The 24,099-nt window shown below is 68.9% G+C and carries 18 protein-coding genes and 2 pseudogenes; 12 read left to right on the top strand and 8 right to left on the bottom strand.

Going from position 1 to position 24,099, the window contains the following annotated elements:
• Positions 1-83: 83 nt before the first annotated feature.
• Together CLV01_RS14470 and CLV01_RS14465 are read right to left on the bottom strand one after the other, a co-directional pair.
• A pseudogene (locus CLV01_RS14470) lies at positions 84-1,587 on the bottom strand (sensor histidine kinase).
• 2 nt (positions 1,588-1,589) lie between these two features.
• Positions 1,590-2,306 carry a response regulator transcription factor gene (locus tag CLV01_RS14465; RefSeq protein ID WP_012204915.1) on the bottom strand — a complete coding sequence of 239 codons (717 nt, stop codon included), beginning with the start codon at positions 2,304-2,306 and terminating at the stop codon, positions 1,590-1,592.
• 167 nt (positions 2,307-2,473) lie between these two features.
• Here CLV01_RS14465 and msrB point away from each other — a divergent pair, with 167 nt between their 5' ends.
• The 7 genes from msrB (at position 2,474) to CLV01_RS14430 (ending at position 11,158) form a co-directional block, all read left to right on the top strand.
• A complete protein-coding gene (gene msrB, locus CLV01_RS14460; protein WP_012204914.1) occupies positions 2,474-2,974 on the top strand; it encodes a peptide-methionine (R)-S-oxide reductase MsrB in 501 nt (166 codons plus the stop codon).
• 16 nt (positions 2,975-2,990) lie between these two features.
• Positions 2,991-4,850 (top strand): cytochrome c biogenesis protein DipZ, encoded by a 1,860-nt coding sequence (locus tag CLV01_RS14455; protein WP_099734006.1) that lies wholly within the window; start codon positions 2,991-2,993, stop codon positions 4,848-4,850.
• A gap of 34 nt (positions 4,851-4,884) precedes the next feature.
• On the top strand, positions 4,885-5,634 hold the full coding sequence (gene msrA, locus CLV01_RS14450) for a peptide-methionine (S)-S-oxide reductase MsrA (RefSeq protein WP_034392299.1): 750 nt from the start codon (positions 4,885-4,887) through the stop codon (positions 5,632-5,634).
• 73 nt (positions 5,635-5,707) lie between these two features.
• Entirely contained in the window at positions 5,708-7,066 is a 1,359-nt protein-coding gene (gene chrA / locus CLV01_RS14445; protein ID WP_099734007.1) for a chromate efflux transporter, read from the top strand.
• Between the two features lie 13 nt (positions 7,067-7,079).
• A complete protein-coding gene (locus tag CLV01_RS14440; RefSeq protein WP_099734008.1) occupies positions 7,080-7,907 on the top strand; it encodes an AraC family transcriptional regulator in 828 nt (275 codons plus the stop codon).
• 84 nt (positions 7,908-7,991) lie between these two features.
• Positions 7,992-8,678 carry a B3/B4 domain-containing protein gene (locus tag CLV01_RS14435; RefSeq protein WP_099735149.1) on the top strand — a complete coding sequence of 229 codons (687 nt, stop codon included), beginning with the start codon at positions 7,992-7,994 and terminating at the stop codon, positions 8,676-8,678.
• A gap of 320 nt (positions 8,679-8,998) precedes the next feature.
• Positions 8,999-11,158: a TonB-dependent siderophore receptor gene (locus CLV01_RS14430; RefSeq protein ID WP_099735150.1), complete on the top strand. Its 2,160-nt coding sequence runs from the start codon at positions 8,999-9,001 to the stop codon at positions 11,156-11,158.
• Positions 11,159-11,191: 33 nt separating this feature from the next.
• Here the strand turns inward: CLV01_RS14430 and CLV01_RS14425 are convergent, their stop codons facing one another.
• Entirely contained in the window at positions 11,192-12,142 is a 951-nt protein-coding gene (locus CLV01_RS14425; RefSeq protein WP_065345925.1) for a transglutaminase-like domain-containing protein, read from the bottom strand.
• A gap of 227 nt (positions 12,143-12,369) precedes the next feature.
• Here CLV01_RS14425 and CLV01_RS14420 point away from each other — a divergent pair, with 227 nt between their 5' ends.
• Positions 12,370-13,056, top strand: a complete 687-nt coding sequence (locus CLV01_RS14420) for a GntR family transcriptional regulator (protein ID WP_013802958.1) — start codon at positions 12,370-12,372, stop codon at positions 13,054-13,056.
• Between the two features lie 12 nt (positions 13,057-13,068).
• Here the strand turns inward: CLV01_RS14420 and CLV01_RS14415 are convergent, their stop codons facing one another.
• Genes CLV01_RS14415 through CLV01_RS14405 form a run of 3 tightly spaced genes read right to left on the bottom strand, consistent with a single transcriptional unit; the run spans position 13,069 to position 17,310 of the window.
• The gene (locus CLV01_RS14415) at positions 13,069-13,488 is read right to left on the bottom strand and encodes a heme-binding protein (RefSeq protein ID WP_099734009.1); all 420 of its coding nucleotides are present in this window, start codon (positions 13,486-13,488) and stop codon (positions 13,069-13,071) included.
• A gap of 37 nt (positions 13,489-13,525) precedes the next feature.
• Positions 13,526-16,612: an FAD-binding and (Fe-S)-binding domain-containing protein gene (locus tag CLV01_RS14410; protein WP_099734010.1), complete on the bottom strand. Its 3,087-nt coding sequence runs from the start codon at positions 16,610-16,612 to the stop codon at positions 13,526-13,528.
• 8 nt (positions 16,613-16,620) lie between these two features.
• A complete protein-coding gene (locus CLV01_RS14405; RefSeq protein WP_012204897.1) occupies positions 16,621-17,310 on the bottom strand; it encodes a GntR family transcriptional regulator in 690 nt (229 codons plus the stop codon).
• Between the two features lie 158 nt (positions 17,311-17,468).
• Here CLV01_RS14405 and CLV01_RS14400 point away from each other — a divergent pair.
• From CLV01_RS14400 to CLV01_RS14385, 4 genes and pseudogenes are all read left to right on the top strand, one after another.
• A pseudogene (locus tag CLV01_RS14400) lies at positions 17,469-18,709 on the top strand (pyridoxal-phosphate-dependent aminotransferase family protein).
• Positions 18,710-18,814: 105 nt separating this feature from the next.
• Positions 18,815-19,852, top strand: coding sequence for a Bug family tripartite tricarboxylate transporter substrate binding protein (locus CLV01_RS14395; RefSeq protein WP_034392278.1), 1,038 nt, complete (start codon positions 18,815-18,817; stop codon positions 19,850-19,852).
• A gap of 11 nt (positions 19,853-19,863) precedes the next feature.
• Positions 19,864-20,448: a tripartite tricarboxylate transporter TctB family protein gene (locus CLV01_RS14390; protein ID WP_099734012.1), complete on the top strand. Its 585-nt coding sequence runs from the start codon at positions 19,864-19,866 to the stop codon at positions 20,446-20,448.
• A 27-nt stretch (positions 20,449-20,475) separates the two neighbouring features.
• Complete coding sequence (locus CLV01_RS14385; protein WP_065345929.1) at positions 20,476-21,990, top strand: tripartite tricarboxylate transporter permease; 1,515 nt, start codon at positions 20,476-20,478, stop codon at positions 21,988-21,990.
• Between the two features lie 292 nt (positions 21,991-22,282).
• Here the strand turns inward: CLV01_RS14385 and CLV01_RS14380 are convergent, their stop codons facing one another.
• Together CLV01_RS14380 and CLV01_RS14375 are read right to left on the bottom strand one after the other, a co-directional pair.
• Positions 22,283-23,326 carry a transporter gene (locus CLV01_RS14380; RefSeq protein ID WP_012204892.1) on the bottom strand — a complete coding sequence of 348 codons (1,044 nt, stop codon included), beginning with the start codon at positions 23,324-23,326 and terminating at the stop codon, positions 22,283-22,285.
• Between the two features lie 145 nt (positions 23,327-23,471).
• Positions 23,472-24,089 (bottom strand): hypothetical protein, encoded by a 618-nt coding sequence (locus CLV01_RS14375; RefSeq protein ID WP_034392269.1) that lies wholly within the window; start codon positions 24,087-24,089, stop codon positions 23,472-23,474.
• Positions 24,090-24,099 lie beyond the last annotated feature (10 nt).

The following is a 24,099-nucleotide window of genomic DNA, read 5'->3' as shown; positions in this document are numbered from 1 at the left end:
GGGTCCTTGGGGGCGTGTTGACGATCTTGTGCATGCCGCGCCGTCGAGGGCGCGCTGTGCACAAGGGTAACCCACGATCCGCGTCAGCCCTGGCGCGGCCGGGCGCCGGCGCCCGTTGCCTGCGCGGCCGCAGGCAGCACGAACCGGAAGCTCGCCCCCTGCCCCGGCTGGTCCACCAGTTCGATGCGGCAGCCGTGCAGCTCCAGCATGCGGTGGACGATGCGCAGGCCCAGGCCGCCGCCGCGGCGGGCGCCGCCCACGGTGAAGGGGCGCTCGAACAGGCCTTCGCGCAGATCGGCCGAGATGCCGGGGCCGGTGTCGGCCACGGTGACTTCGACCGCGTTGCCCGCTGCCGCCAGCGCCACCTGGATGCTGCCACCGCCGGGCGTGTGGCGCAGCGCGTTGTCCAGCAGGTTGCCCAGCACGCGCTCGATCATGCCCAGGTCGGCCTGGACGACGGGCAGGCGGGGCGGGAAGTCAGCCCGCAGCGCCACCTGGCGCGCCTCGGCACGCAGCTCGAATTTCTGGAACACGTCCTGCACCAGGTCGGGCATGGAAAACGGCTCCGGCTCGGGCTGGACAAAGCCGTATTCCAGGCGCGCCAGCTCGAACAGGCTTTGCGCCAGCTCGCCCACCTTCTGGCTCTGGGCCAGGGCAATGCCCAGGTAGCGGCGGCGCTCGGTGGCGTCGAGCACGGCGTCCTTGAGCAGCAGCGTTTCCAGGTAGCCGTGCAGGGACGACAGCGGCGTGCGCAGGTCGTGCGAGACATTGGCGATGAGTTCGCGCCGCTCCTGGTCCTGGCGCGTGAGCGCCCGCCACTGCTCGCCGATGCGCGCTACCATGCGGCGGTAGGCCGAGTCCAGCACGGCGATCTCGTCACGGCTGTCCTGTGCGGCGCCGGGCTGGGGGGCCGGCATGTCCGGGGGGCGCCATGGATGTCGAAGCCGGCCACCTCTTCGGTGAGCCGGCGCAGCGGCCGCGTGATCAGCGCAAAGGCCACCAGGCCCGCCACCAGGCACAGCAGCGCCACCATGCCGATGGACCACAGCGCCGTGCTGAGCACCGAGTTGGCGGAGCCCTGCGCCACCAGCTGGTCATGCGCCTCGCCCTGCAGCACCACGTAGATGAAGCCCACGTCCTTGCCGTTGACGCGCAGCGGCGCCGCGCTGAAGACCTTGCGGCCTTCGACGCTGCGCGGGTCGTCGCCCAGGATGGGCAGCGTGCCGCCTTCCAGCAGCCGGTGCACGGGCGCCAGGTCCACGCGCTCGCGGCGCACGCGGCCGTCGGGGCGGCATGGCCGGCAATGCGGCCGTCGGCGTCCAGCAGGTAGACCTCCACGCTGGGGTTGACCAGCATGAGCTGGTTGAAGAAGCTGCGCACGGCGCCGGGCATGAGGCCGTTGGCGTCGGTCAGCTGGGCGTCGCGCGCAATGCTTTCGGCCACGTCGCGCGACAGGCCCTGCACCACTTCCAGCTCGTGCATGCGGCTGGCGCGCAGCTGCATCCAGGCCGAGGTGCCGCTGCACACCAGCAGCAGCACGGCAAAGACCAGGGACAGGCGCTGGGTCAGTGTCAGGCGCAGCTTCATGGTCATGCGCCCTCCCCCGCCTCGGCGAACTTGTAGCCGCGCCCCCAGACGGTGAGGATGCGCGCGGGCTGGGCCGGGTCGGCCTCGATCTTGGCGCGCAGGCGGTTGATGTGGGTGTTGACGGTGTGCTCGTAGCCTTCGTGCTGGTAGCCCCAGACGGCGTTGAGCAGGTCCATGCGCGAGAACACCTTGCCGGGCTGGCGCGCAAAGAAGTACAGCAGGTCGAACTCGCGCGGGGTCAGGTCCAGCCGGGCACCATGAAGCCGGGCATCGCGCGCCACGGGGTCCATGGCCAGGCCGGCGATGGTCAGGCTGCCGGACTCCAGCCGCGCATTCTGGGCCAGCGCCTCCACGCGGCGCAGCAGCGCCTTGACGCGCGCCACCAGCTCCAGCACGGAAAACGGCTTGGCAAGGTAGTCGTCGGCGCCGATCTCCAGGCCCAGGATGCGCTGCACCTCGCTGGAGCGCGCGCTGATGATGATGATGGGCGTGTAGCGCGCCATGGCGCGGGCGCGGCGGCAGATCTCCAGGCCGTCCACGCCGGGCAGCATGATGTCCAGCACCAGCGCGTCCCAGCCGCCGCGCTCCAGTTGGCGCAGGCCGTCGTCGCCACGCGCGCAGTGCATGACTTCCAGGCCTTCGTCGCGCAGGTGCAGCGTGAGCAGGTCGGCGATATGGGCGTCGTCCTCGACGAGAAGTACGCGGCGCGTGGCGGTCATCGGATGCGGTTTCCTGGAAGTGGCGGGAGTGGCTGCCATTGTGCGCAATACCGGGGCCGGGAGTTATCACGAATCTTTGAACTCTGCGTGAAGACTTCGGGAGGCCGCCGCCCTAACCTGACTGGCATCGCATCGTTTCAGACGCACGCAACCTTCAGGAGCACACCATGACCACCAGACGCCATCTTCTGTGGACTGCAGGCGCCGGCACCACCGCCGTGCTGGCGGCCAGCCTGTTCCCGCGCAGCGCACCGGCCGCCGCCTCCAGCGAAATCTTCGAGGTGAGCTACAGCGACGCCGAGTGGCGTGCCCGGCTCACGCCCGAGCAGTACCAGATCCTGCGCAAGGAAGGCACGGAGCGCGCCGGCACCAGCCCCCTGAACAAGGAGCACCGCGCCGGCACCTTTGCCTGCGCGGGCTGCGCGCTGCCGCTGTTCTCGTCCAAGACCAAGTTCGACAGCGGCACCGGCTGGCCCAGCTTCTGGCAGCCGCTGGACAAGGCCGTGGCCACGCGCCAGGACCGCACCTACGGCATGCTGCGCACCGAGGTGCATTGCCGCCGCTGCGGCGGCCACCTGGGCCATGTCTTCGACGACGGCCCCAAGCCCACGGGCCTGCGCTACTGCATGAACGGGCTGTCGCTGACGTTCACGCCCCAGCCTGCCTGAACCCGGGAGCCACGCCATGCTGCTGATCGTCCTGGCCTATCTGGGCGGGGTGCTGACCATCGTCAGCCCCTGCATCCTGCCGGTGCTGCCCTTTGTCTTTGCACGCGCCGACCAGCCCTTCGCCAAAAGCGGCCTGCCGCTGCTGGCGGGCATGGCGCTGACCTTCGCCCTGGTAGCCTCGCTGGCCGCCGTGGGCGGCGGCTGGGTGGTGGCCGCCAATGAATACGGCCGCTGGCTGGCCCTGGGCCTGGTCGCCGTGTTTGCGCTGACCCTGCTGTGGCCCGGCCTGTCCGAGCGGCTGACGCGGCCGCTGGTGGCGGCGGGCTCGCGCCTTTCCGAGCGTGCCCAGGGCACGGAAGGCGGCGCCCGCCCCGGCGCCTCGCTGCTGCTGGGCGTGGCCACGGGCCTGCTGTGGGCGCCCTGCGCGGGCCCCATCCTGGGCCTGATCCTCACGGGCGCCGCACTGCAGGGCGCCAACACCACCTCCAGCCTGCTGCTGCTGGCCTATGCGGCCGGTGCGGCCACCTCCATGGCGGCGGCCCTGCTGCTGGGCGGCAAGGTGTTTGTGGCGCTCAAGCGCATGCTGGGCGCGGGCGAATGGGTACGGCGCGGGCTGGGCGCAGCCATGCTGGCCGGTGTGGGCGCGATTGCGCTGGGGCTGGACACGGGCGTGCTGGCGCAAGTGTCCACGGCCTCCACCGGCGGCCTGGAGCAAAGGCTGGTGGACCGCCTGAGCGGCAGGCCCGAGGGTGGCGCCATGGCCATGCAGGCCGGTCCCGCCATGATGGCCGCCGTGGACAGAGGTGAGGGTTCGGGCCAAGGCTCGGGCCAGGGCTCCGGTACCGGCCCGGCCATGATGGCCGCAGGCGGCGCCATGCGCTTGGCCGGCGGCCCGTCCCGCGCCGCCCTGCCCGACGAAGGCCTGGCCCCTGCGCTGGACGGCGCCACCGACTGGCTCAACTCCACCCCGCTGACGGCCGAACAACTGCGCGGCAAGGTGGTGCTGGTGGATTTCTGGACCTATTCCTGCATCAACTGCCTGCGCACCCTGCCCTATGTGAAGGCCTGGGCCGAGAAATACCGCGACCAGGGCCTGGTGGTGGTGGGCGTGCATGCGCCGGAGTTCGCCTTCGAGCGCAAGCTGTCCAACGTGGAAAAGGCCATCAAGGACCTGGGCATCAGCTACCCCGTGGCCGTGGACAACGGCTACAAGATCTGGCGCGCCTTCAACAACCAGTACTGGCCGGCGCACTACTTCATCGATGCCCAGGGCCGCATCCGGCACCACCACTTTGGCGAAGGCGGCTATGCCGAGTCCGAGCGCGTGATCCAGCAACTGCTGCAGGAAGCCGGATCGAAGCAGGTGGACCAGGGCCTGATCGACGTGCAGGCCAAGGGCGTGCAGCAGCCCGCCGACATGGCAGCCGTGCGCTCGCACGAGACCTACCTGGGCTATGAGCGCGCCGAGCAATTTGCCGCCACGCCTGCCGCCGTGCACAACCAGGCCACCGCCTATGCCACGCCCGAGCGCCTGCCGCTGAACGCCTGGGGCCTGAGCGGCCAATGGACGGTGGGCCCGGAAAGCGCCACGCTGGACGGCGCCACCGGCCGCATCACCTACCGCTTCCAGGCACGCGACCTGCACCTGGTGCTGGGCCCCGGCAGCGATGGCAAGCCCGTGCGCTTCAAGGTGCTGATCGACGGCAAGGCGCCCGGCGCCTCGCGCGGCATGGACGTGGCCGCCGACGGCAGCGGCAGCGTGACCGAGCAGCGCCTGTACCAGCTGGTGCGCCAGGACGGCGGCGCAGCCGAACGCACCTTCAGCATCGAATTCCTGGATCCCGGCATCTCCGCCTATGCCTTCACCTTTGGCTGATCCCTGGCCACTTCACTTTCACCGGAGAGACACCATGACCAACGATTCCACCCTCGCCACCGCACCCCGCCGCCGCGGCCTTCTCCAACTGCTGACCGGCAGCGCCGTGCTGCTGGGCGGCGCCCTGCTGTGGCAGGGCAGCAACCTGCAGGCGGCCGAGCAGGCCGTGCGCATTCCACCACCCGCGCAGGATGCGCCCGCCACGGGCCAGGGGCCGCAGAAAGCCATCTTTGCGGGCGGCTGCTTCTGGGGCGTGCAAGGCGTGTTCCAGCATGTCAAGGGCGTGCAGCGCGCCGTCTCGGGCTACAGCGGCGGCACGGCGGCCCAGGCCTCGTATTCGGCGGTGAGCAGCGGACGCACCGGGCATGCGGAGTCGGTCGAGGTCACCTATGACCCGGCCCAGGTCAGCTACGGGCAGCTGCTGCAGATCTACTTTTCCGTGGCCCATGACCCGACCCAGCTCAACCGCCAGGGGCCGGACACGGGCACGCAGTACCGCTCGGCCATCTTCGCCACCGACGCCGCCCAGCTCAAGACCGCCCAGGCCTACGTGGCCCAGCTGGACGCGGCCAAGGTCTTCGGCAAGCCCATCGTGACCCGGCTGGAGGACAAGCCCAGCTTCTTCCCGGCCGAGAACTACCACCAGGACTTCATGACCGAGAACCCGCGCCATCCCTACATCGTCATCAACGACCTGCCCAAGGTGGAGCAGCTCAAGCAGCTGTTCCCGGGCAGCTACCGCGCCGAACCGGTGCTGGTCAAGCAGGCCGCCCGGCAGATGTAGCGTCTGCGCAGCACAGGTGCGGAGCGGGTGCCGGCAGGCGTCGGCGGCGGCTGCCGTATGAGACATTTGCGGCATGCCTCCCAGTTCGCTTGATGCACCCGCTGCACCCCTCCCGCCCACCCGCGCCGAAGCCCTGCGCTACTGGCTGAAGCTGGGCTGCATCAGCTTTGGCGGGCCGGCCGGGCAGATCGCCATCATGCATGAGGACCTGGTGGAGCGGCGGCGCTGGATCTCGGAGGGGCGCTTCCTGCATGCGCTCAACTACTGCATGCTGCTGCCCGGCCCCGAGGCGCAGCAGCTGGCCACCTACATCGGATGGCTGCTGCACCGCACCTGGGGCGGCATCGTGGCCGGCGGGCTGTTCGTGCTGCCTTCGCTGCTGCTGCTCATCGCCCTGTCCTGGATCTATGTGGCCTTCGGCCATGTGCCGGCCGTTGCCGGCATCTTCTATGGCATCAAGCCGGCCGTGACGGCGCTGGTGGTGCAGGCGGCCTGGCGCGTGGGCTCGCGCACTCTGCGCAACGGCTGGCTGTGGGGCATTGCCGCGGCGGCCTTCGTGGCCATCTTCGCGCTGAAGCTGCCGTTTCCGCTGATCGTGCTGGCGGCCGGCGCACTGGGCTACCTGGGGGGCAGGCTGGCGCCGCGCCACTTCTCCCCTGCGGGCGGGCACGGCCCGCGCGGTGGCAGCCACGGCCCGGCCGTCATCGACGATGACACGCCCACACCGGCCCATGCACGGTTCCGCTGGCGCTTTTTCAGCCAGGTGCTGGCGGCCAGCCTGGGGCTGTGGGCGCTGGCACTGGGCCTGCTGGCCGCCGCCTTCGGCTGGCAGGGCGCACTCACCCAGATGGGCTGGTTCTTCACCAAGGCGGCGCTGCTGACCTTTGGCGGCGCCTACGCCGTGCTGCCCTACCTCTACCAGGGCGCCGTGGACCACTACCACTGGCTCACGGCCACGCAGATGATGGACGGGCTGGCCCTGGGCGAGACCACGCCGGGGCCGCTGATCATGGTGGTGTCCTTCGTGGGCTTCCTGGGCGGCTGGAGCACGCAGGTGTTCGGCCCCGATGCGCTGCTGCCGGCCGGCGCCGCCGCCGCCCTGGTCGTGACCTTTTTCACCTTTTTGCCGTCCTTCGCCTTCATCCTGCTGGGCGGCCCCTTCATCGAGTCCACCCATGGCAGGCTGGGCTTCACCGCGCCGCTGACAGGCATCACGGCCGCCGTGGTGGGCGTCATCGCCAACCTGGCCGTGTTCTTTGCCTGGCACGTGCTGTGGCCCCAGGGCTGGGCGGGTCCCTTCGACTGGCCGTCCGCACTGCTGGGCCTGGCTGCGGCGGCCGCGCTGCTGCGCTGGAAGGTGGGCGTGATCCCCGTGGTGGTCGGCGCGGGGCTGGCCGGCCTGGCGATCACGCTGGCGCGCCAGGGTGGGTAGGAAAGGCTGCGGCATGGTATCGACCACGGATGGGCATTTCAGCTGGCTGCGCTGCCGCACCGCAGGCGTGGAGGCCGTGGCCGCCGACACGGCGAGGCACTTTGGGCGGCACGCCCACGAGCAGTACGGGATCGGCCTGATCGAGCGTGGCGCGCAGAAATCCGCCAGCGGGCGAGGTCTGTACGAGGCCGGGGCTGGCGACCTCATCATGGTCAACCCCGGCGAGTTGCATGACGGCATGCCCCTGGGCGATGGCGGTCGCGCCTGGCGCATGCTTTACCTGGAGCCCTCGGTCGTGGCCCGGCTCATGGCGGACATGGATGGCGCAGGGCCGGCGACCAGCTTCGAGTTCCGCCAGCCCGCCGTGCGCGACCCGCGCCTGGCCGCGTGTTTTCAGGCTCTGTACCGCAGGATGACCGGCAGCGGCGAGGCAACGGACGCCCTGGACCTGGACGAAGCCCTGCTGCAGCTGCTGGGCGGCATGCTGCAGCCCCCTGCCCCGGCGCCCCGCGCACCGGCCCCCATCACACTGGCCCGCGCCCGGATGGACGACGATCCCGGTGCGCCGCTGACCCTGGGCGCCCTGGCCCACGAGGCGGGCCTGAGCCGCTACCAGTTCCTGCGTGCCTTTGCGCGCGCCACGGGAATGACGCCCCATGCCTATCTGCTGCAGCGGCGCCTGCACCAGGCGCGCAGGCTCATCGCCAGCGGCATGCCGCTGGCCGAGGCCGCCGCGCACAGCGGCTTTGCCGACCAGAGCCATATGACGCGCCTGTTCGTGCGCAGCTTCGGCATGGCGCCCGGCTTCTACGCCAGGGCAGCCAAGGCCTGCGCTGCGTGACGCGCTGCAATTTCCTTCAAGACCACGCAAACCGGCCTGGCGAGGATGGAGATCACCTCCCCTCTCCACTCACAAGGCCTGATCTTGCAGTTCTCCTACTCACCCTCCATCCCCCGCGACTTTCCTGAACTGGCCTCGCAGACCTTGCTGCTGCGCGGCCTGTCGCCCGACGTGCCCGTACACGCCGTGATCGCCCCCTTCATGGCACAGGCCAGGCAGAACCTGGCCTGCACCCCGGAAAGCGAGATGCCATCCATTCAGGCCTGGCGGCGCGGCTTTGCCAGGATGGGCCTCAAGCCCACGCAATACCGCTGCGCCGCCGAGGCCCTGCTGCGCCGCTTGCGCAAGGAAGGAGATCTGCCGGGCCTGCATCCGCTGGTGGACCTGTGCAATGCGGCCTCGGTGGCCTTTGCCATTCCCGTGGCCGTCTTCGACCTGGACCGCATCAGCGGCTGCCTGCAGGTGCGCCCCGCAACCGGCAGCGAGGTCTACGAGACCTTCTCGGGCGAGATCGAATATCCCGAGCCCGGCGAAATCATCTTCGCCGACACCGCTGGCCGCGCCCACGCCCGGCGCTGGTGCAACCGCCAAAGCGGCCACTCGGCAGTGCGCGAATCCACAGTCAACGCGCTGATCGTGACCGAAGCGCTGCACGCCACGGGCAAGGCGGATACGCGGCAGCTGGTGGAAGCATTGCAATCGGCGGCCGGGCGGCTGTGGCCCGAGGCCGTTTCACACCGAAGCAACCCCTCGCAGGCCGCCCTGGCCTGAGGCGACCGGGGCCGTTGGCGCCCCGGCGTGAAAGGGGCTAACACGCTGCGCGGACTTCCCGCAAGCAAGACCGCACGCGTATCGCACCGCCCTGCACATCGACTCACAGATCTCTTCAAGACATGCTTTGTTGCTATCAAAAGGATACCAATGCGTTGCATGCTACATACAAATAAAAAGAAAAAGCAATCATTCTCATTGTCATTCTAGAATCCGCACCCGCCATGACAGGCTGCGCCGCTGGCCCCAGGCCGGCAGCAGCGCCGACGCACCCAGAGCACGCCCCACGGCACAGGTTTCCCAGCTCTCGACCATTGACCATGCTTATCCAAAGACTCTCGCGCACGGCAGTTGCGCATGCCGCCCTGCTTGCCCTGTGCGGCGCAGCCCACGCGCAGGCCCAGCCTGAAAATGTTCCCGAGGCCACGCTCGCCCCGGTCACCGTGAACGCAGGCACCGAGAAGGAAAATCCCACCGGAGCCGTGGTGGGCTTCACCGCAAAGCGCGCCATCTCGGCCACCAAGACCGACACGCCGCTGATAGAGACGCCCCAGGCCATCAGCGTGGTCACGCGCGACCAGTTCGAGGCGCAGGGCGTGCAGACGCTGCGCCAGACCACCGCCTACAGCGCGGGCGTGGTGTCCAACTACTTTGACAGCCGCGTGGACAGTTTCTCGGCACGCGGCGGCAGCGTGAGCCAGTACCAGGACGGGCTGCTGCGCACCTACGGCACCTACAACACCAGCCGCCCCGACCCCTACACGCTGGAACGCGTGGAGTTCCTGCGCGGCCCCTCTTCCGTGCTCTACGGCCAGGGCAGCGTGGGCGGCGTGCTCAATCTGACCAGCAAGCGCCCGCAGGCCGAGGCGCTGCGCGAGGTGCAGGTGCAGATGGGCAGCTACGGGCGCAAGCAGATCGCCACCGACCTGACCGGAGCCGTCACCGAAGACGGCCAGTGGCTGTACCGCCTGGTGGCCGTGGGCCGGGAAAGCGGCACCCAGGTGGACCATGTGAACGACGACCGCCTGGTCATCGCGCCCAGCCTGACCTGGCGGCCCAGCGCTGATACCTCGCTCACGCTGCAGGCGCTCTACCAGAAGGACAAGAGCGGCTCGCTGATCGGCTTCTTCCCCTGGCAGGGCACGCGCCTGCCCAGCCCCTACGGCCAGATTCCCACCAGCACCTTCATCGGCGAGCCCGGCTGGGACTCGTTCGACACAGAGAACAAATCCTGGGGCTACCTGTTCAGCCACCGCCTGAACGCGGACTGGACCGTGCGCCAGAACCTGCGGCGCACCATCAGCGACGTGGACTACCGCTCCATCTACACCAGCTTCACCGCCATCCCCGGCCAGGGCCGCCCTGCGCGCCCGGTCTTCAACCCCGACAACCGCAGCGTCTACCGCGATGCCTCCTGGCAGGTCAACGGCGGGCGCATGCTGGTGATCGACACGCAGCTCGAAGGCCGGCTGCGCTGGGGCACGGCCGAGCACACCGTGCTGGCCGGCATGGATGCGCAGCGCAACAGCACCAGCCAGTCCACCTGGCGCGGCCTGACCGCGCCGTTTGACGTATACAACCCCGTCTACGGAAATTTCACGCCGCCCACGGCCTCGCAGCTGGTGCGCCAGCCGGGCGTGTCGCAAAAGCAATTGGGCTTCTACGCCCAGGACCAGATCAAGTGGGGCCGCTGGACCGCCACCCTGGGCCTGCGCCACGACAGCGCCCAGACCGATACCGAAGGCCGGCCCGCCTCCGCCGTGGACGAGAAGGCCTGGACCAAGCGCGCAGGCGCCACCTACCAGATGGACGGTGGCTGGGCGCCCTACCTGGGTTACTCCGAGTCCTTCCAGCCGCTGGGCGGCGTGAACGTCTACGGCACGCCCTACAAGGCGCAGCGCGGCGAGCAATGGGAAGCCGGCGTGAAGTGGCAGCCGCCGGGCCAGGGCCTCTCGGCCTTTGCCGCGGTCTATACGCTGCGCGAGAAGAACCGCAAGACCACCGACCCGGCCAACCCGCTCAACAGCCTGCAGATCGGCGAGGTCAAGGTCAACGGCTTCGAGGCCGAGCTGACCGCAAGCCTGGCCCGCCACTGGGACGCCACCCTGGCCTATGCGTACACCGACGCCGTCATCTCGCGCAGCAATGGCGGCGACCAGGGCCAGCGCGTGACCAGCGTGCCGCGCCACACGGCATCGGCCTGGCTGACCCACCGCTTTGCCAGCGAAGGACGCGGCGGCTGGAGCCTGGGCGCGGGCGTGCGCTACACGGGTTCGCAGTGGACGGGCACCAGCCTGGTGGACACGCCCTCTGCCACGCTGCTGGATGCCATGGTGTCCTATGACGCCGGCCCATGGCGCCTGGCCTTCAACGTGGTCAACCTGACCGACAAGGTGCAGATCACGCAGTGCCTGGCACGCGGCGACTGCTTCTACGGCCAGCGGCGCACCTTTGCGGTGACGGGAACGCACCGCTTCTGAGGACCGCCGCGCGCCTTTCACAGCGCAGGCAGCTCAGGCAGGCAGCTGCCTGAAGCTCCTTCGGTCCGCCGTGCTGCCAAACGATGCGCAGCCCGACAGCACGGCGGGCGAAGGCGCGGTGGTCGACAGCGCCTCGCTGCACAGCCGGGGCAGTTGGCTGTGCTCGTCTTCCAGGGCCTGTGTCTGGATCATGGGGGCCATGGCCACCACGTTGCCGAAGATGGTGGCAAAGGCCACGTCGGCCGCGTCCCGGCCCGTGCCAAAGCGCATGAAGCCCATGGGGATGGCCGTGCCCGATGCATCGAACAGATACCACCTGTCGCCCAGGTAGGCTTCCACGTAGGCATGGAAATCGGGCGGGCCCAGCGCAGGGTCGGCACCGTAGTCCGTGCCGGTGGCGATGCGGGCGGGAATGTTCAGCGCACGGCACAGGGCGATCATCAGGTGCGTGAAATCGCGGCACACGCCCACCTGCTCCACCAGGGTATCGACGGCCGAGGTGGACGAGTTGCTGGTGGCCGAAGCGAAGGTCACCAGCTCCTGCACCCACTGCTGTATGGCCAGCACGCGCGAATAGCCGGGCGCCAGTTGGCCGAAATTGCGGAAGGCCAGCTGCATCAGCCGGTCGGACTGGCAGTAGCGGCTGGGGTAGATGTACGGCAGGACCTCCAGCGGGATGCAGCGCACCGGAACCTCGCCCAGCGCCGCCGGATCCTCGCGGTGGTGCGCGATGCAGACGGTGGCCGTGTAGGTCAGGTGCAGGGGGCCTGGGTTGGCATGCAGGCGCATGAAGCGGGTGGAGGTGGCAGGCTCGGTGGCAATGTCGGGCTCCACGGGCTGGCTGAGCACCAGTTGCTCGTTCTCCACCGTCTGGTGGGAGGTGTGGGCCGCATGGATGTTGAACACGAAATCGGCCCCGGCCGGATCGCGGATGTCATAAGCAAGATCCACCTGGATCTGCAGCCGGATCGCTGCGTTGGCCATTGGTTGTCCCTGGTTGGTTTGTCTGATCGCCACCATGGTGCGGGCAGCCACGCCCGCAGGCCGTAGGCCCCTGCTGAAAAGCCTGTAGTGCTTGGCAGGGACAGCGCGTGCGCCGGGCGGGAGGCGCGCCTGGGGTGCAAACTCGGCTAACATCGGCGCCGCCCCGCATGGCGCAATGCCTGTGGCGGGGGCATCCACCAGCCAGGAACAGCCAAGGAGACCGCTAGATGGCGGAGATCATCGAGATATCGCGGGCGGCGCTGCACGAGCAGGTGGCGGACCGTTTGCGGTCCATGCTCATCGAAGGGCGCATCGCCCCGGGAGCCAAGCTCAACGAGCGCGAGCTGTGCGAGCAGCTGGGCGTCTCGCGCACGCCGCTGCGCGAGGCCATCAAGCTGCTGGCCGCCGAAGGCCTGGCCGACCTGCTGCCCAACCGCGGCGCCATTGCCGTCAAGCTGAGCGAGGCCGATGTCATGCACGCCTTCGAGGTGCTGGCCGGCATCGAGGGCCTGTCGGGCGAACTGGCCGCGCAGCGCATCACCGACCAGGAATTCGCCGAGATCCGCGCCCTGCACTACGAGATGATGGCCAGCGTGGCGCGCGCCGACGTGTCTGCCTACTACCGGCTCAACGCCGCCATCCACGCGGCGCTGAACAGCGCTGCCAAGAACCCCGTGCTGACGGAGACCTTCCAGCGCATCAACAACCGCGTGCAGTCGCTGCGCTTTCGCACCAACCTGGACACGGCCAAGTGGAAGCAGGCCGTCAAGGAGCACGAGGCCATGATCGAGGCCCTGGGCGCACGCGACGCCACGGCCCTGCGCGAGCTGCTGGTCACCCACCTGCACCACAAGCGCGATGCCGTGCTGGCCATGCTGCGTGCCGAGGCCCTGCAGCCGCGCAAGTCGCGCTGAAGCCCAGGGCCGCTACCGCTGCGGCGCGGCCCCAAGCGCCGCAATCCCCGCCCGCGCCACCTCCGCATCCTCTGCCGGCTTCACCCCGCTGACGCCCACGGCGCCCAGGCAGTGGCCCTCCCTGGTGATGGGCACGCCGCCTTCCAGCAGGCCCTGCAGCGCGGGCACGCTCAGGTAGGCGGTACGGCCACCATTGATCATTTCCTCATAGACCTGGCTTTCCTTGCGGCCCAGTGCTGCGGCGTGGGCCTTGGCCGGCGCGATGTGGGCCGAGGCCGGTGCCGCGCCGTCCAGGCGCTGCAGCCACAGCAGGTGGCCGCCGTCATCGGCGATGGCGAAGCTGACGGCCCAGCCGCGCGCCGTGGCATGCGCCTCGGCGGCCTGGGCGATGGTCTTGATGTCCTGGAGGTCCAGGCAGGGCTTGTGCTTCATGGGAGTGCCTTGTCTTGTGCGGTAGGGAGGATGGCGGTCAGCGGGCGTCCAGCAGGCTTTCCAGCAGCCGCGCCACATGCACGGCTTCGCGCGCCGCGCCGTCGGCGATCTGGTGGCGGCAGCTGGTGCCGTCGGCCACGACGATGGCTTCGGGGCGCTGGCGTATGGCCGGCAGCAGGGCCGCCTCGGCCATGTCCATGGAGACCTGGTGGTGGCTGACCTCGTAGCCGAAGCTGCCGGCCATGCCGCAGCAGGAGCTTTCGATGAGCTCGGGCTGGGCGCCGGGAATCAGCCGCAGCACGTCGAGGATGGGGCTGACGGCGCCAAAGGCCTTCTGGTGGCAATGGCCGTGCACGAGGATGGGTGCCCCGGCGGCGCGCAGCGGCAGCGCGAAGCGGCCGGCCTTGACTTCACGGGCAATGAATTCCTCGAACAGCAGGGCCTGGGCGGCAACGGCCTGCGCAGGCTCACCCAGGCCCATGACCAGGGCTTCGTCGCGCAGGGTCAGCAGGCAGGAGGGCTCCAGGCCGACGATGGGGATGCCGGCGCGGGCCAGGGGCGCCAGGGCGTTGATCAGCGCACCGGCGCTGGCCTTGGCCTGCTCGACCATGCCGGTGGCCAGGTAGGTGCGGCCGCAGCAGTGGTGGCCGCCCCCCTCTTTGGCGGACTTGCTGGCGGTGTGCAGCGCATAGCCGGCCGCCTGCAGCACGCGCGCGGCGGCCAGGGCGTTTTCGCTCTCGAAGGTGCCGTTGAAGGTGTCCACGAAAAGCACGGCCACGCGCTCGCCGGCCGCCGCGCGGGCCAGGGCCTGGTCGCGGTCAAGAAAGGTATGTGCTTCGGGCGCGCGCCAGAAGGTGTCGCTGCGCCAGGCCGGCAGCGAGCGCCTGGCGGACAGGCCCAGCAGTTTTTCGCCCAGTTGGCGCAGCACGGGCAGGCGGTTGCGCAGGTTCAGCAGCCAGGGCATGCGGCTGGCCGTGGCGGCGTAGCGCGGCAGATGGGCGACCAGCCGGTCCTTGAGCGTGTGGCCATGGCGGGCCTTGTAGTGGGCCAGGAATTCCACCTTCATGCGGGCCATGTCCACGCCTGTGGGGCAGTCGCGCCTGCAGCCCTTGCAGCCCACGCACAGGTCCATGGTGTCGTGCAGGGCCTCGCTGGTGAAGGCGTCCGGCCCCAGCTGGCCCGAGATGGCCAGGCGCAGGGTGTTGGCGCGGCCCCGCGTCAGGTGCTGCTCGTCGCGGGTGACGCGGTAGCTGGGGCACATGGTGCCGGCGTCGAACTTGCGGCAGTGGCCGTTGTTGTTGCACATCTCCACGGCCTTGGCAAAGCCGCCGGTGACGTCGCCGCCCGTGCCGGGCGCCGTGGTGACTTCGGTGACCGGGTCGGCCTGCACGTTCCAGGCAGACCAGTCGAGCACGGGCGTGATGGGAATGCGCCGGTAGGGCCGGGGCGTATCGGCGGGCGCAAAGCGGAACAGCCGGCCATCGTCCATCCTGGGCGTGTCGATGATCTTGCCGGGGTTGAAGAGGCTGTCCGGGTCGAAGTGCTGCTTGATGGCGCGCAGGGCCTCGGTGATGGCGGGCCCGAACTGCCAGGCAATCCACTCGCCGCGGCACAGCCCGTCGCCGTGCTCGCCGCTGAAGGCGCCCTTGTATTTGCGCACCAGTTCGGCCGCTTCCTCGGCAATGGCGCGCATGCGCGCCGCGCCGTCGGTGCGCATGTCCAGGATGGGCCGCACATGCAGCGTGCCCACGGAGGCATGGGCGTACCAGGTGCCCCGGCTGCCGTGGCGCGCGAACACTTCGGTGAGCGCATCGGTGTACTCGGCCAGGCGCTGGAGCGGCACGGCGCAGTCCTCGATGAAGCTCACGGGCTTGCCGTCTCCCTTGAGGCTCATCATGATGTTCAGCCCCGCCTTGCGCACTTCCCAGAGGTTTTTCTGGGCCGCTTCCTCGGGCATTTCCACCACGCTGCCAGGCAGGCCCAGGTCGCCCATCAGCTCCACCAGCTGGCGCAGCCGCGCCAGCAGCGCGGCGCGGTCGTCGCCGGCGAATTCCACCAGCAAGATGGCAGCCGGGCGGCCGATGAGCGCGGTCTCTATGGTGGGCTTGAAGGCCGGGTTGGCCAGGCCCAGTTCGATCATGGTGCGGTCCACCAGCTCCACGGCCGTGGGGCCCAGCTTCACGATGTGCTGGGCCGAGTCCATGGCCGCGTGGAAGGTGGGAAAGTTCACCACCCCCAGCACCTTGGCACGTGGCAGCGCGCTGAGCTGCAGGGTGAGCGAGCGCGTGTAGGCCAGCGTGCCCTCGGCGCCTATCAGCAGATGGGCCAGGTTGACGCTGCCGTCGGCCGTGTAGGGCCGCTCGCTCTGGTTGTCGAAGATGTCGAGGTTGTAGCCCGCCACGCGGCGCATGACCTTGGGCCAGTGCGCGTGAATGTCCTCGCGGTGCTGTTGCGCCAGCCCGTGCACGAACTGCGCAATGCGCGCCGCGCGGCCCGTGGCCTGGGCGACGGGGCCGAAGTCCAGCAGCTCGCCATCGGCCATCCAGGCGCGGGCGCCGCGCACGTTGTGCACCATGTTGCCGTAGGCAATGGAGCGCGAGCCGCAGGAGTTGTTGCCCGCCATGCCGCCCAGCGTGGCCTGGGCGCTGGTCGATACGTCCACCGGATACCACAGGCCGAGCTTCTTGAGCCGGGCGTTGAGGTGGTCCAGCACCAGGCCGGGCTCGACCTCGGCCGTGCCTGCATCAGGGTCCACCGAGAGGATGTTGCGCAAATGCTTGCTGTTGTCGATCACCAGGGCCGCGCCCGTGGTCTGCCCGCACTGGCTGGTGCCGCCGCCACGCGGCAGCACGGGCACCCTCAGCTCGCGGGCGATCTGCAGGGCCGTGGCGATGTCTTCTTCGCAGGTGGGCACGAAGACGCCCACCGGCATGATCTGGTAGATGGAGGCATCGGTGGCATAGCGCCCGCGCGAGGCGGCGTCGAACAGGACCTGGCCGCGCGTGTCCGAGCGCAGGCGGCGCGCCAGCGCCTGGCAGACATCGTTAGGCGGCAGCACGGTGCCGGGGGCGGGCACGGTGTCGTCGGGGGAAGCGGCAAGGCGGTGCGTGGATTCCATCAGCATGGCGGCTCTCATTCGTTCATGGTTCGGGGGTAGATCTGGCCTGCCTTGAGCAGGGCGATGACGGTGTCGCGCTTGTGCTCCAGGTGGGCGACCAGCACTTGGCGCAGCGCGGCGGCGTCGCGCGCCTGCAGCGCCTCCAGCATGCGTTCGTGCTCCTGGACGGCGCGCTTCCACTTGGCCGCGTCCTGGTTGGTGCGAAAGCGCAGCGACTGCACGCGGGCGTTGATGCGGCCATAGGTCTCGGCCAGCACGGGGTTGGCGGCGGCGCGGTTGATGGCCGAGTGGATCAGCGCATTGAGCCGGTAGTAGCCGGACAGGTCCTGGCGCGCATGGCTGGCCAGCATCTCGAAGTGCAGGGCCCGCACCTCGGCCAGTTGCTGCTCGCTGATGCGCTGCGCGGCCAGCTCGCCCGACATGCCCTCCAGCCCCGCCAGCACCTCGAAGGTCTGCAGCACATCGGCCTCGCCCAGCCGCACGGCCACGGCGCCGCGGTTGGGCACCAGGTCCACCAGCCCTTCGGAGGCCAGCAGCTTGATGGCCTCGCGCAGCGGCGTGCGCGAGACGCGCAGCTGCTCGCACAGCGCGCGCTCGTTGAGCTTGGCGCCGGGCGGTATGCGCCCCTCCACCAGCCAGGTGCGCAGCCGCGCCGCCACCTGGTCATGCAGGGCAAGCCGCGAAATCTCGATGATCTCCGCCATGGATTCTCCTGGTCGAATGAATTTTGCATTCATTTTTACGCAAGCATTTCTCAAGGCATTCATGGTTATCACCAAGGCATTTATGAATTTTGAATGCAAAAATTTGCAAACACCCTCCCCCGCAGACCGACCTGGCATTTCCTTGAAAAGGACGCACCATGCTCACGCTCGACAACCATCCCACGGGCCGCCACTTCCTCCAGATCCCCGGCCCCAGCCCGGTTCCCGACCGCATCCTGCGGGCCATGAGCCTGCCCACCATCGACCACCGGGGCCGGAGTTCGGCCAGCTCGGCCTCAAGGTGCTGGCCGGCATCCAGCAGGTCTTCAAGACCCGGCATCCGGTGGTGATCTACCCGGCCTCCGGCACGGGCGCCTGGGAGGCGGCCCTGATCAACACGCTCAGCGCTGGCGACCATGTGCTGATGTTCGAGACCGGCCACTTCGCCTCGCTGTGGCAGAAGATGGCCACGCGCCTGGGCCTGTCCACCGAGTTCCTGTCCTATGGCGGCTCCGATGAGCACCTGCCCCAGGCGCCGGGCTGGCGCCATGGCGTGCAGGCCGGCCTGATCGAGGCGCGGCTGCGCAAGGACACGGAGCGCCGGATCCGCGCCGTATGCGTGGTGCACAACGAGACCTCCACGGGGGTGACCTCGGACATCGCCGCCGTGCGCCGGGCCATCGATGCGGCGGGCCACCCGGCCCTGCTGCTGGTGGACACCATCTCGGGCCTGGCCAGCGCCGACTACCGCCACGATGAATGGGGCGTGGACGTGACCATCAGCGGCTCGCAAAAGGGCCTGATGCTGCCGCCCGGCATCAGCTTCAACGCGCTGTCGCCACGTGCGCTGGAGGCCGCCAAAAGCGCGAAGCTGCCCAAGTCGTTCTGGGCCTGGGACGAGATCGTGGAGATGAACCAGACCGGCTACTGGCCCTACACGCCCAACACCAACCTGCTGTACGCCCTGTCCGAATCGCTGGACATGCTGCTGGCCGAAGGGCTGGATACGGTGTTTGCGCGCCACCAGCGCTGGGCGGCCGGCGTGCGCGCCGCCGTCCAGGCCTGGGGCCTGCCCATCCAGTGCGCCGATCCGCAGGTCTACTCGCCCGTGCTCACCGGCGTGATCACGCCCGAAGGCGTGGATGCCGACGCCCTGCGCCGCCTGATCCACACGCGCTTCGACCTGTCGCTGGGCGCGGGCCTGGGCAAGCTCAAGGGCCGCATGTTCCGCATGGGCCACCTGGGCGACAGCAACGACCTCACGCTGCTGGCCATGGTGGCGGGCGTGGAGATGGGCCTGAAGCTGTCCGGCATCCGGCTGGCCGGCAGCGGCGTGCAGGCGTCCATGGACTACTTCGCTGCCCACGCCGCAGCCGGGGCGCTGCGCAAGGCCGCCTGAACCCATCGGCCCCGCGCCGAAAACCCTTGGCAGAGCCGGAGCACATGGCTCGCCCCCTTGATCGTGGATTGCACCAATACCAGGAAATAACAGGAGACAAGAGACATGACATCGCCCCGCAACCGCCTGGCGGCAACTGCCGTCGCCACCCTCGCCGCCACCGCCCTCTGCGCCCTCTCAGCCCCTGCCGCCTGGGCGCAGTGGAAGCCCGCCAAGTCCGTCGAACTCGTCGTGCCGTTCTCGGCCGGTGGCGCCTCGGACCAGATGGCGCGCGTGATCCAGGCCATCGTCACCAAACACAAGCTGATCGAGCAGCCCGTGGTCATCCTCAACAAGGCCGGCGCCTCCGGCGCCGAGGGCATTCTGGATGTCAAGGCCTCGGCGCGCGACCCGCACAAGCTGCTGGTGGCCTCCACGGCCATCTTCACCCTGCCCATGGCCACGGCCCTGCCCTTCCAGTGGCGCGACCTGAACCCCGTGGCCATGATTGCCCAGGACCAGTTCGTGCTCTGGGTCAATGCCGAGACCGGCTACCAGACGCCCGCCGACTACCTGGCCGCCGCGCGGCAGGCCGGCGGCAAGTTCAAGATGGGCGGCACCAGTTCCAAGCGCGAGGACCAGATCATCACCGCCAACATGGAACAGGCCGCCGGCGTGAAGTTCACCTACATCCCCTACAAGGGCGGCGGCGAGGCCAGCACGCAGCTGGTGGGCAAGCACATCGACTCCAACGTCAACAACCCCAGCGAGTCCATGGCGCAGTGGCGCGCGGGCCAGGTGCGGGCGCTGTGCGTGTTCGACACGCAGCGCATCGAGTACACGGCCAAGGTCACGGGCAGCCAGGCGCTGTCGGACATCCCCACCTGCAGGGAGCAGGGCCTGGATGTGCAATACACCATGCTGCGCGGCTTCTTCCTGCCGCCCGGCACCACGCCCGAGCAGGCGCAGTTCTATGCGGGCGTGATGCACAAGGTGGTGGCCACGCCCGAGTGGAAGGAGTACCTGGAGAAAAACGCGCTCAAGCCCGAGTACATGACGGGGCAGGCCTTCGTGGACTTCCTGGCCAAGGACGAGACGCGCCACCTCGACATCATGAAGAAGGCCGGCTTCCTGTCGGCCAGCGTGGCCGCCGCCGCCAAGTGAGGAGCCGCGCCATGGACACCGCCATCCACCTTGCCCCGCCCTCCTCCAATGCAGCGGCAGCAGCCCCGGCCCAGCCCTCCGGCGCGGCCACCGAATCCATCCCCGCCACCGAAGCCCAGGCCCCCGGCCTGTCCCGCCGCCATGTGGAGTACGGCGTGGCCGCCGTGCTGCTGGCGCTGGCCGTGCTCGTGGTCTGGGACAACCAGCGCATTGGCGCGGGCTGGAGCGACACAGGCCCGCAGGCCGGCTACTTCCCGCTGCGCGTGGGCGCCGTGCTGGGCATCTGCGCCATCGCCGTCTTCGTGCAGGCGCTGCGCAGCCGCAGCCAGGAGCAGTTCGCCAGCTGGCTGCAGCTCAAGCGCGTGGCCCAGGTGCTGCTGCCGCTGACGGCCTACATCGCCGTGATCGCGCCGCTGGGCATCTACGCGGCCTCGGTGCTGTTCATCACGGGCTTCATGGTGTTTGCGGGCCGCTATCCCTGGTGGAAGGCCGTGGCGCTGTCGGGCTTCACCAGCGTGCTGCTGTTCTACGTCTTCGAGATCCAGTTCAAGGTGCCCCTGCCCAAGGGTCCGCTTGAAGCCTGGCTCGGCTATTGACCCCTGTCGCCGCCACGGAGCAACACCATGGACGAACTCCAATACCTTGCGCACGGCTTCGCGGCCGTCACCACCTGGCAGAACACGGGGCTGATGCTCACGGGCATCCTGCTGGGCATCGTGGTCGGCGTGCTGCCGGGCCTGGGCGGTCCCAACGGCGTGGCCATCCTGCTGCCGCTGACCTTCGGCATGTCGCCCACCTCGGCCATCATCCTGCTGTCTTGCATCTACTGGGGGGCGCTGTTTGGCGGCGCCATCACCTCGGTGCTGTTCAACATCCCGGGCGAGGCCTGGTCGGTGGCCACCACCTTCGACGGCTATCCCATGGCCCAGCAGGGCCACGCCGGGGCCGCGCTGACCACGGCCTTCACGGGCTCGTTCATCGGCGCCATCTCGGGCGTGATGCTGATCACCTTCCTGGCGCCGGTCGTGGCCTCGTTCGCGCTGCAGTTCGGGCCGCCGGAGTTCTTTGCGGTCTTCTTCCTGACGTTCTGCTCCTTCATCGGCATGGGCAAGGAGCCCAAGGCCAAGATCGTGGCCGCCATGGCCGTGGGCCTGCTGCTGGCGGCCGTGGGCATGGACACCATCTCAGGCGACCTGCGCATGACCTTCGGCTCCACCGAGCTGCTGCGCGGCTTTGATTTCCTGGTGGTGGTGATCGGCCTGTTCGGCATCAGCGAGATCCTGATGACCATCGAGGAAGGCCTGGCCTTCAAGGGCAAGAAGGCCTCCATCGACCTCAAGGTGGTGTTCAGGACCTGGGCCCAGCTGCCGCGCTACTGGCTGACCATGCTGCGCTCGGCCCTGGTGGGCTGCTGGATGGGCGTGACGCCGGGCGGCGCCGTGGCGGCCAGCTTCATGGGCTACGGGCTGGCCAAGAAGTTCTCGCGCGACCCCGACAGCTTCGGCAAGGGCAACCCCGAAGGCGTGCTCGCCCCCGAGACCGCCGCCCACGCGGCCGGCACCTCGGCCCTGCTACCCATGCTGGCCCTGGGCATTCCGGGCTCGGCCACGGCGGCCGTGCTGCTGGGCGGGCTGATGATCTGGGGGCTGCAGCCCGGCCCGCTGCTGTTCACCGAGCAAAAGGACTTCGTCTGGGGCCTGATCGCCAGCATGTACCTGGGCAACATCGCCGGCCTGGTCATCGTCATGGCCACCGTGCCGCTGTTCGCGGCCATCCTGCGCGTGCCGTTTTCCATCGTCGCGCCCATGATCCTCATGGTCTGCGCCATCGGCGCCTTCACCGTGCACGGCAATGCCACGGACATCTGGCTCATGCTGGTCTTCGGCGTGGTCGGCTACGTGTTCAAGAAGCTGGACTATCCGCTGGCGCCCATGGTCCTGGCCATCGTGCTGGGCGACCGCATGGAAGACGCCTTCCGCCAGAGCATGCTCTCCAGCCAGGGCGAGCTGGGCATCTTCTGGCACAACGGCCTGTCGGGCACCATCACCACGCTGGCCCTGCTGATGCTGGTGTGGCCGCTGCTGGGCAGGCTGCGGGCGATGGCGTTCGGGGCCGGAACAAAAGCTGTTGAGGCCTGAGGGCGCGGACTACTGGAGAGGGACTTCGCAATGCCCTGCATGCGGCAGTGCTTGCGACATCCATCTCAACGGCAACCTAATGATCCATAAGGAAAAAAACCGGATCTTCCGGCTTCCTTTGCGAGATTAGTTGCGAGGTTGACAGCAAAGCTTCCAGGCCGCAAACCTTCGTTTCCTGGGTTCGTCTCACCCATGCTTTCGCTTCGGCCTGGAGTTTGGGGTTCGCGGCACTTTCATTACCCCAATAGGTCAGCAATTACCGCATTTCGCACAGGCAGATGGCCCTCGCTCCCTAATCCCTGTACCGCTTCTTGCGAAACGCCAGCCAGGCGGCAATGACGGTGAAGGCGATCACGATGGACACCACGATCCAGAAGCCGTGCTCGTGCTCTGCCAGGGGTATGCCGCCCACGTTCATGCCGAACAGGCCGGCCAGGATGTTGATGGGCAGGGCCAGCACGGTGACCACGGTCAGCACGAAGAGGCTGTTGCTGTTGTCCTCATTCACGGCGGCGGCCACTTCTTCCTGCAGCAGCTTGATGCGGTCCTGCAGGGTCTGCATGTCGCGCAGCATGAGCGAGAACTCCTCGCTGGCGGCGGCCAGGCCGCGGCGGTCGTCCTCGCCCATCCAGGCGGGGGGCTGCTGCAGCAGGCGGAACAGCGCGGCCGGCTCGGGCGCCAGCAGGCGCTGCAGGCGCACCAGCAGCCGGCGCAGCCGGCCCAGGTGGGCGCGCGGATGGTGGTAGCGCTGCGCGATGATGGCGTCTTCGATGTCGTCCACGCGCGCCGTGGTCTCGCGCACCACCTTGACCAGCACGTCGGCCTGGGTGCGCATCAGGTGTTCCAGCAGCTCGGCCGTGCTGGCGGGGCTGTCACCCTGGCGCACGCCGGCACGCAGCGCATCGACCGAGCGCAGCGGCTGGGTGCGCGCGGTGACGACCAGGCGCTCGTCCAGGCAGATCCACAGCGTGGCGATGTCGGCCGACTCGAAGTTGAACTCGAAATTCACATCGTTGAGCACGGCGACCAGGGAGTCATCGGAGCGCTCGATGCGCGTGGAGGCCAGGCCCTCGCGCAGCGTGGTGTAGAAGACTTCGGGCAGCGCTGCGTGGCGCTGCAGCCAGCGCAGGGACTGGGTATTGGCCAGGTTGAAGTGCAGCCACAGGAAGTCGCGCCGGCCCGGCTCGGTGAGCGGACGCTCTGCGCCCAGCCACTGCGCGGCCGACTGCGCCGTCATGGCCTCCACACGCCGCTGCGTGTCGCAGAAAAACCGCCAGCCGCAGATCAGGCCTGCGTCTTCATTGGCCTGGGCCAGGGGGGAGGCTGCGTCAGTCATGGATGGGTGGGGCACCTGCGGGGAGTGGCCTGCGCGGGCCGGACAAGTGCGGGATTCTTGGCCGCCTCCATGACAGAGGTGTGACAACTGTCACGGAGTCGTCATCCGGGGGGTCTGCCCCTCAGTCGGGGGTGCGGGGCAGGCCTCAGCACATCACGACGTTCTCCAGCGTGAACGAGAACGGCGTGGACCCGGCGCCCGCACCGCCGCCTCGCATCACGATGTCGGCGCGCGAGATGCCCAGCAGGGAGATCTCGGTGTTGATATCGCCCAGGATGGCCGAGTTCATGACCTGGCCCTGTTCGATCTGCGAGACCACCCCGATCCAGATGGAGGGCTTGAATTCGAAGACGGCCTTTTGCTGGGGGGCAATCGCGGTCTTGACGGCCAGCAGCCGGCCGTCCTTGTAACAACTGGCATTGATGGCGCCCCGGGGCAGCGAGTTGAGCACCTGCACTTCGTTGGAGCTTGCGCCATAGCCTGCGGGCGCCAGGCGATCGCCGCTGCTGCTCAGGGACAGCTGGAACTGCTGGCCGAACTGCGCCTCCAGCTGGGGCGTGTGGTTGCCATAGCTGTCGCTGGCACCGACCTGCAGGCCCAGCGGGAAGGTGAACGGGTGGTTGTCGCCCTGGCCGCAGTACTTGATGACCCGCCACGCCACGGCCAGTTCCTCGAAATCGCTGGCCACGTTTTTCTGGAAGATGACGATCTGCGAGTTGTTTGCGTCGTTCGATTGATTGACGAAGTTGAGTTGAACGCCCATGCATCTCTCC

It is taken from the genome of Delftia sp. 60, from assembly GCF_002754395.1.
In the GTDB taxonomy this organism is placed as follows: Bacteria; Pseudomonadota; Gammaproteobacteria; order Burkholderiales; family Burkholderiaceae_C; genus Comamonas; species Comamonas acidovorans.
The sequence above is the reverse complement of the archived record's forward strand: the minus strand, read 5'-3'. Positions and strand labels throughout refer to the sequence as shown.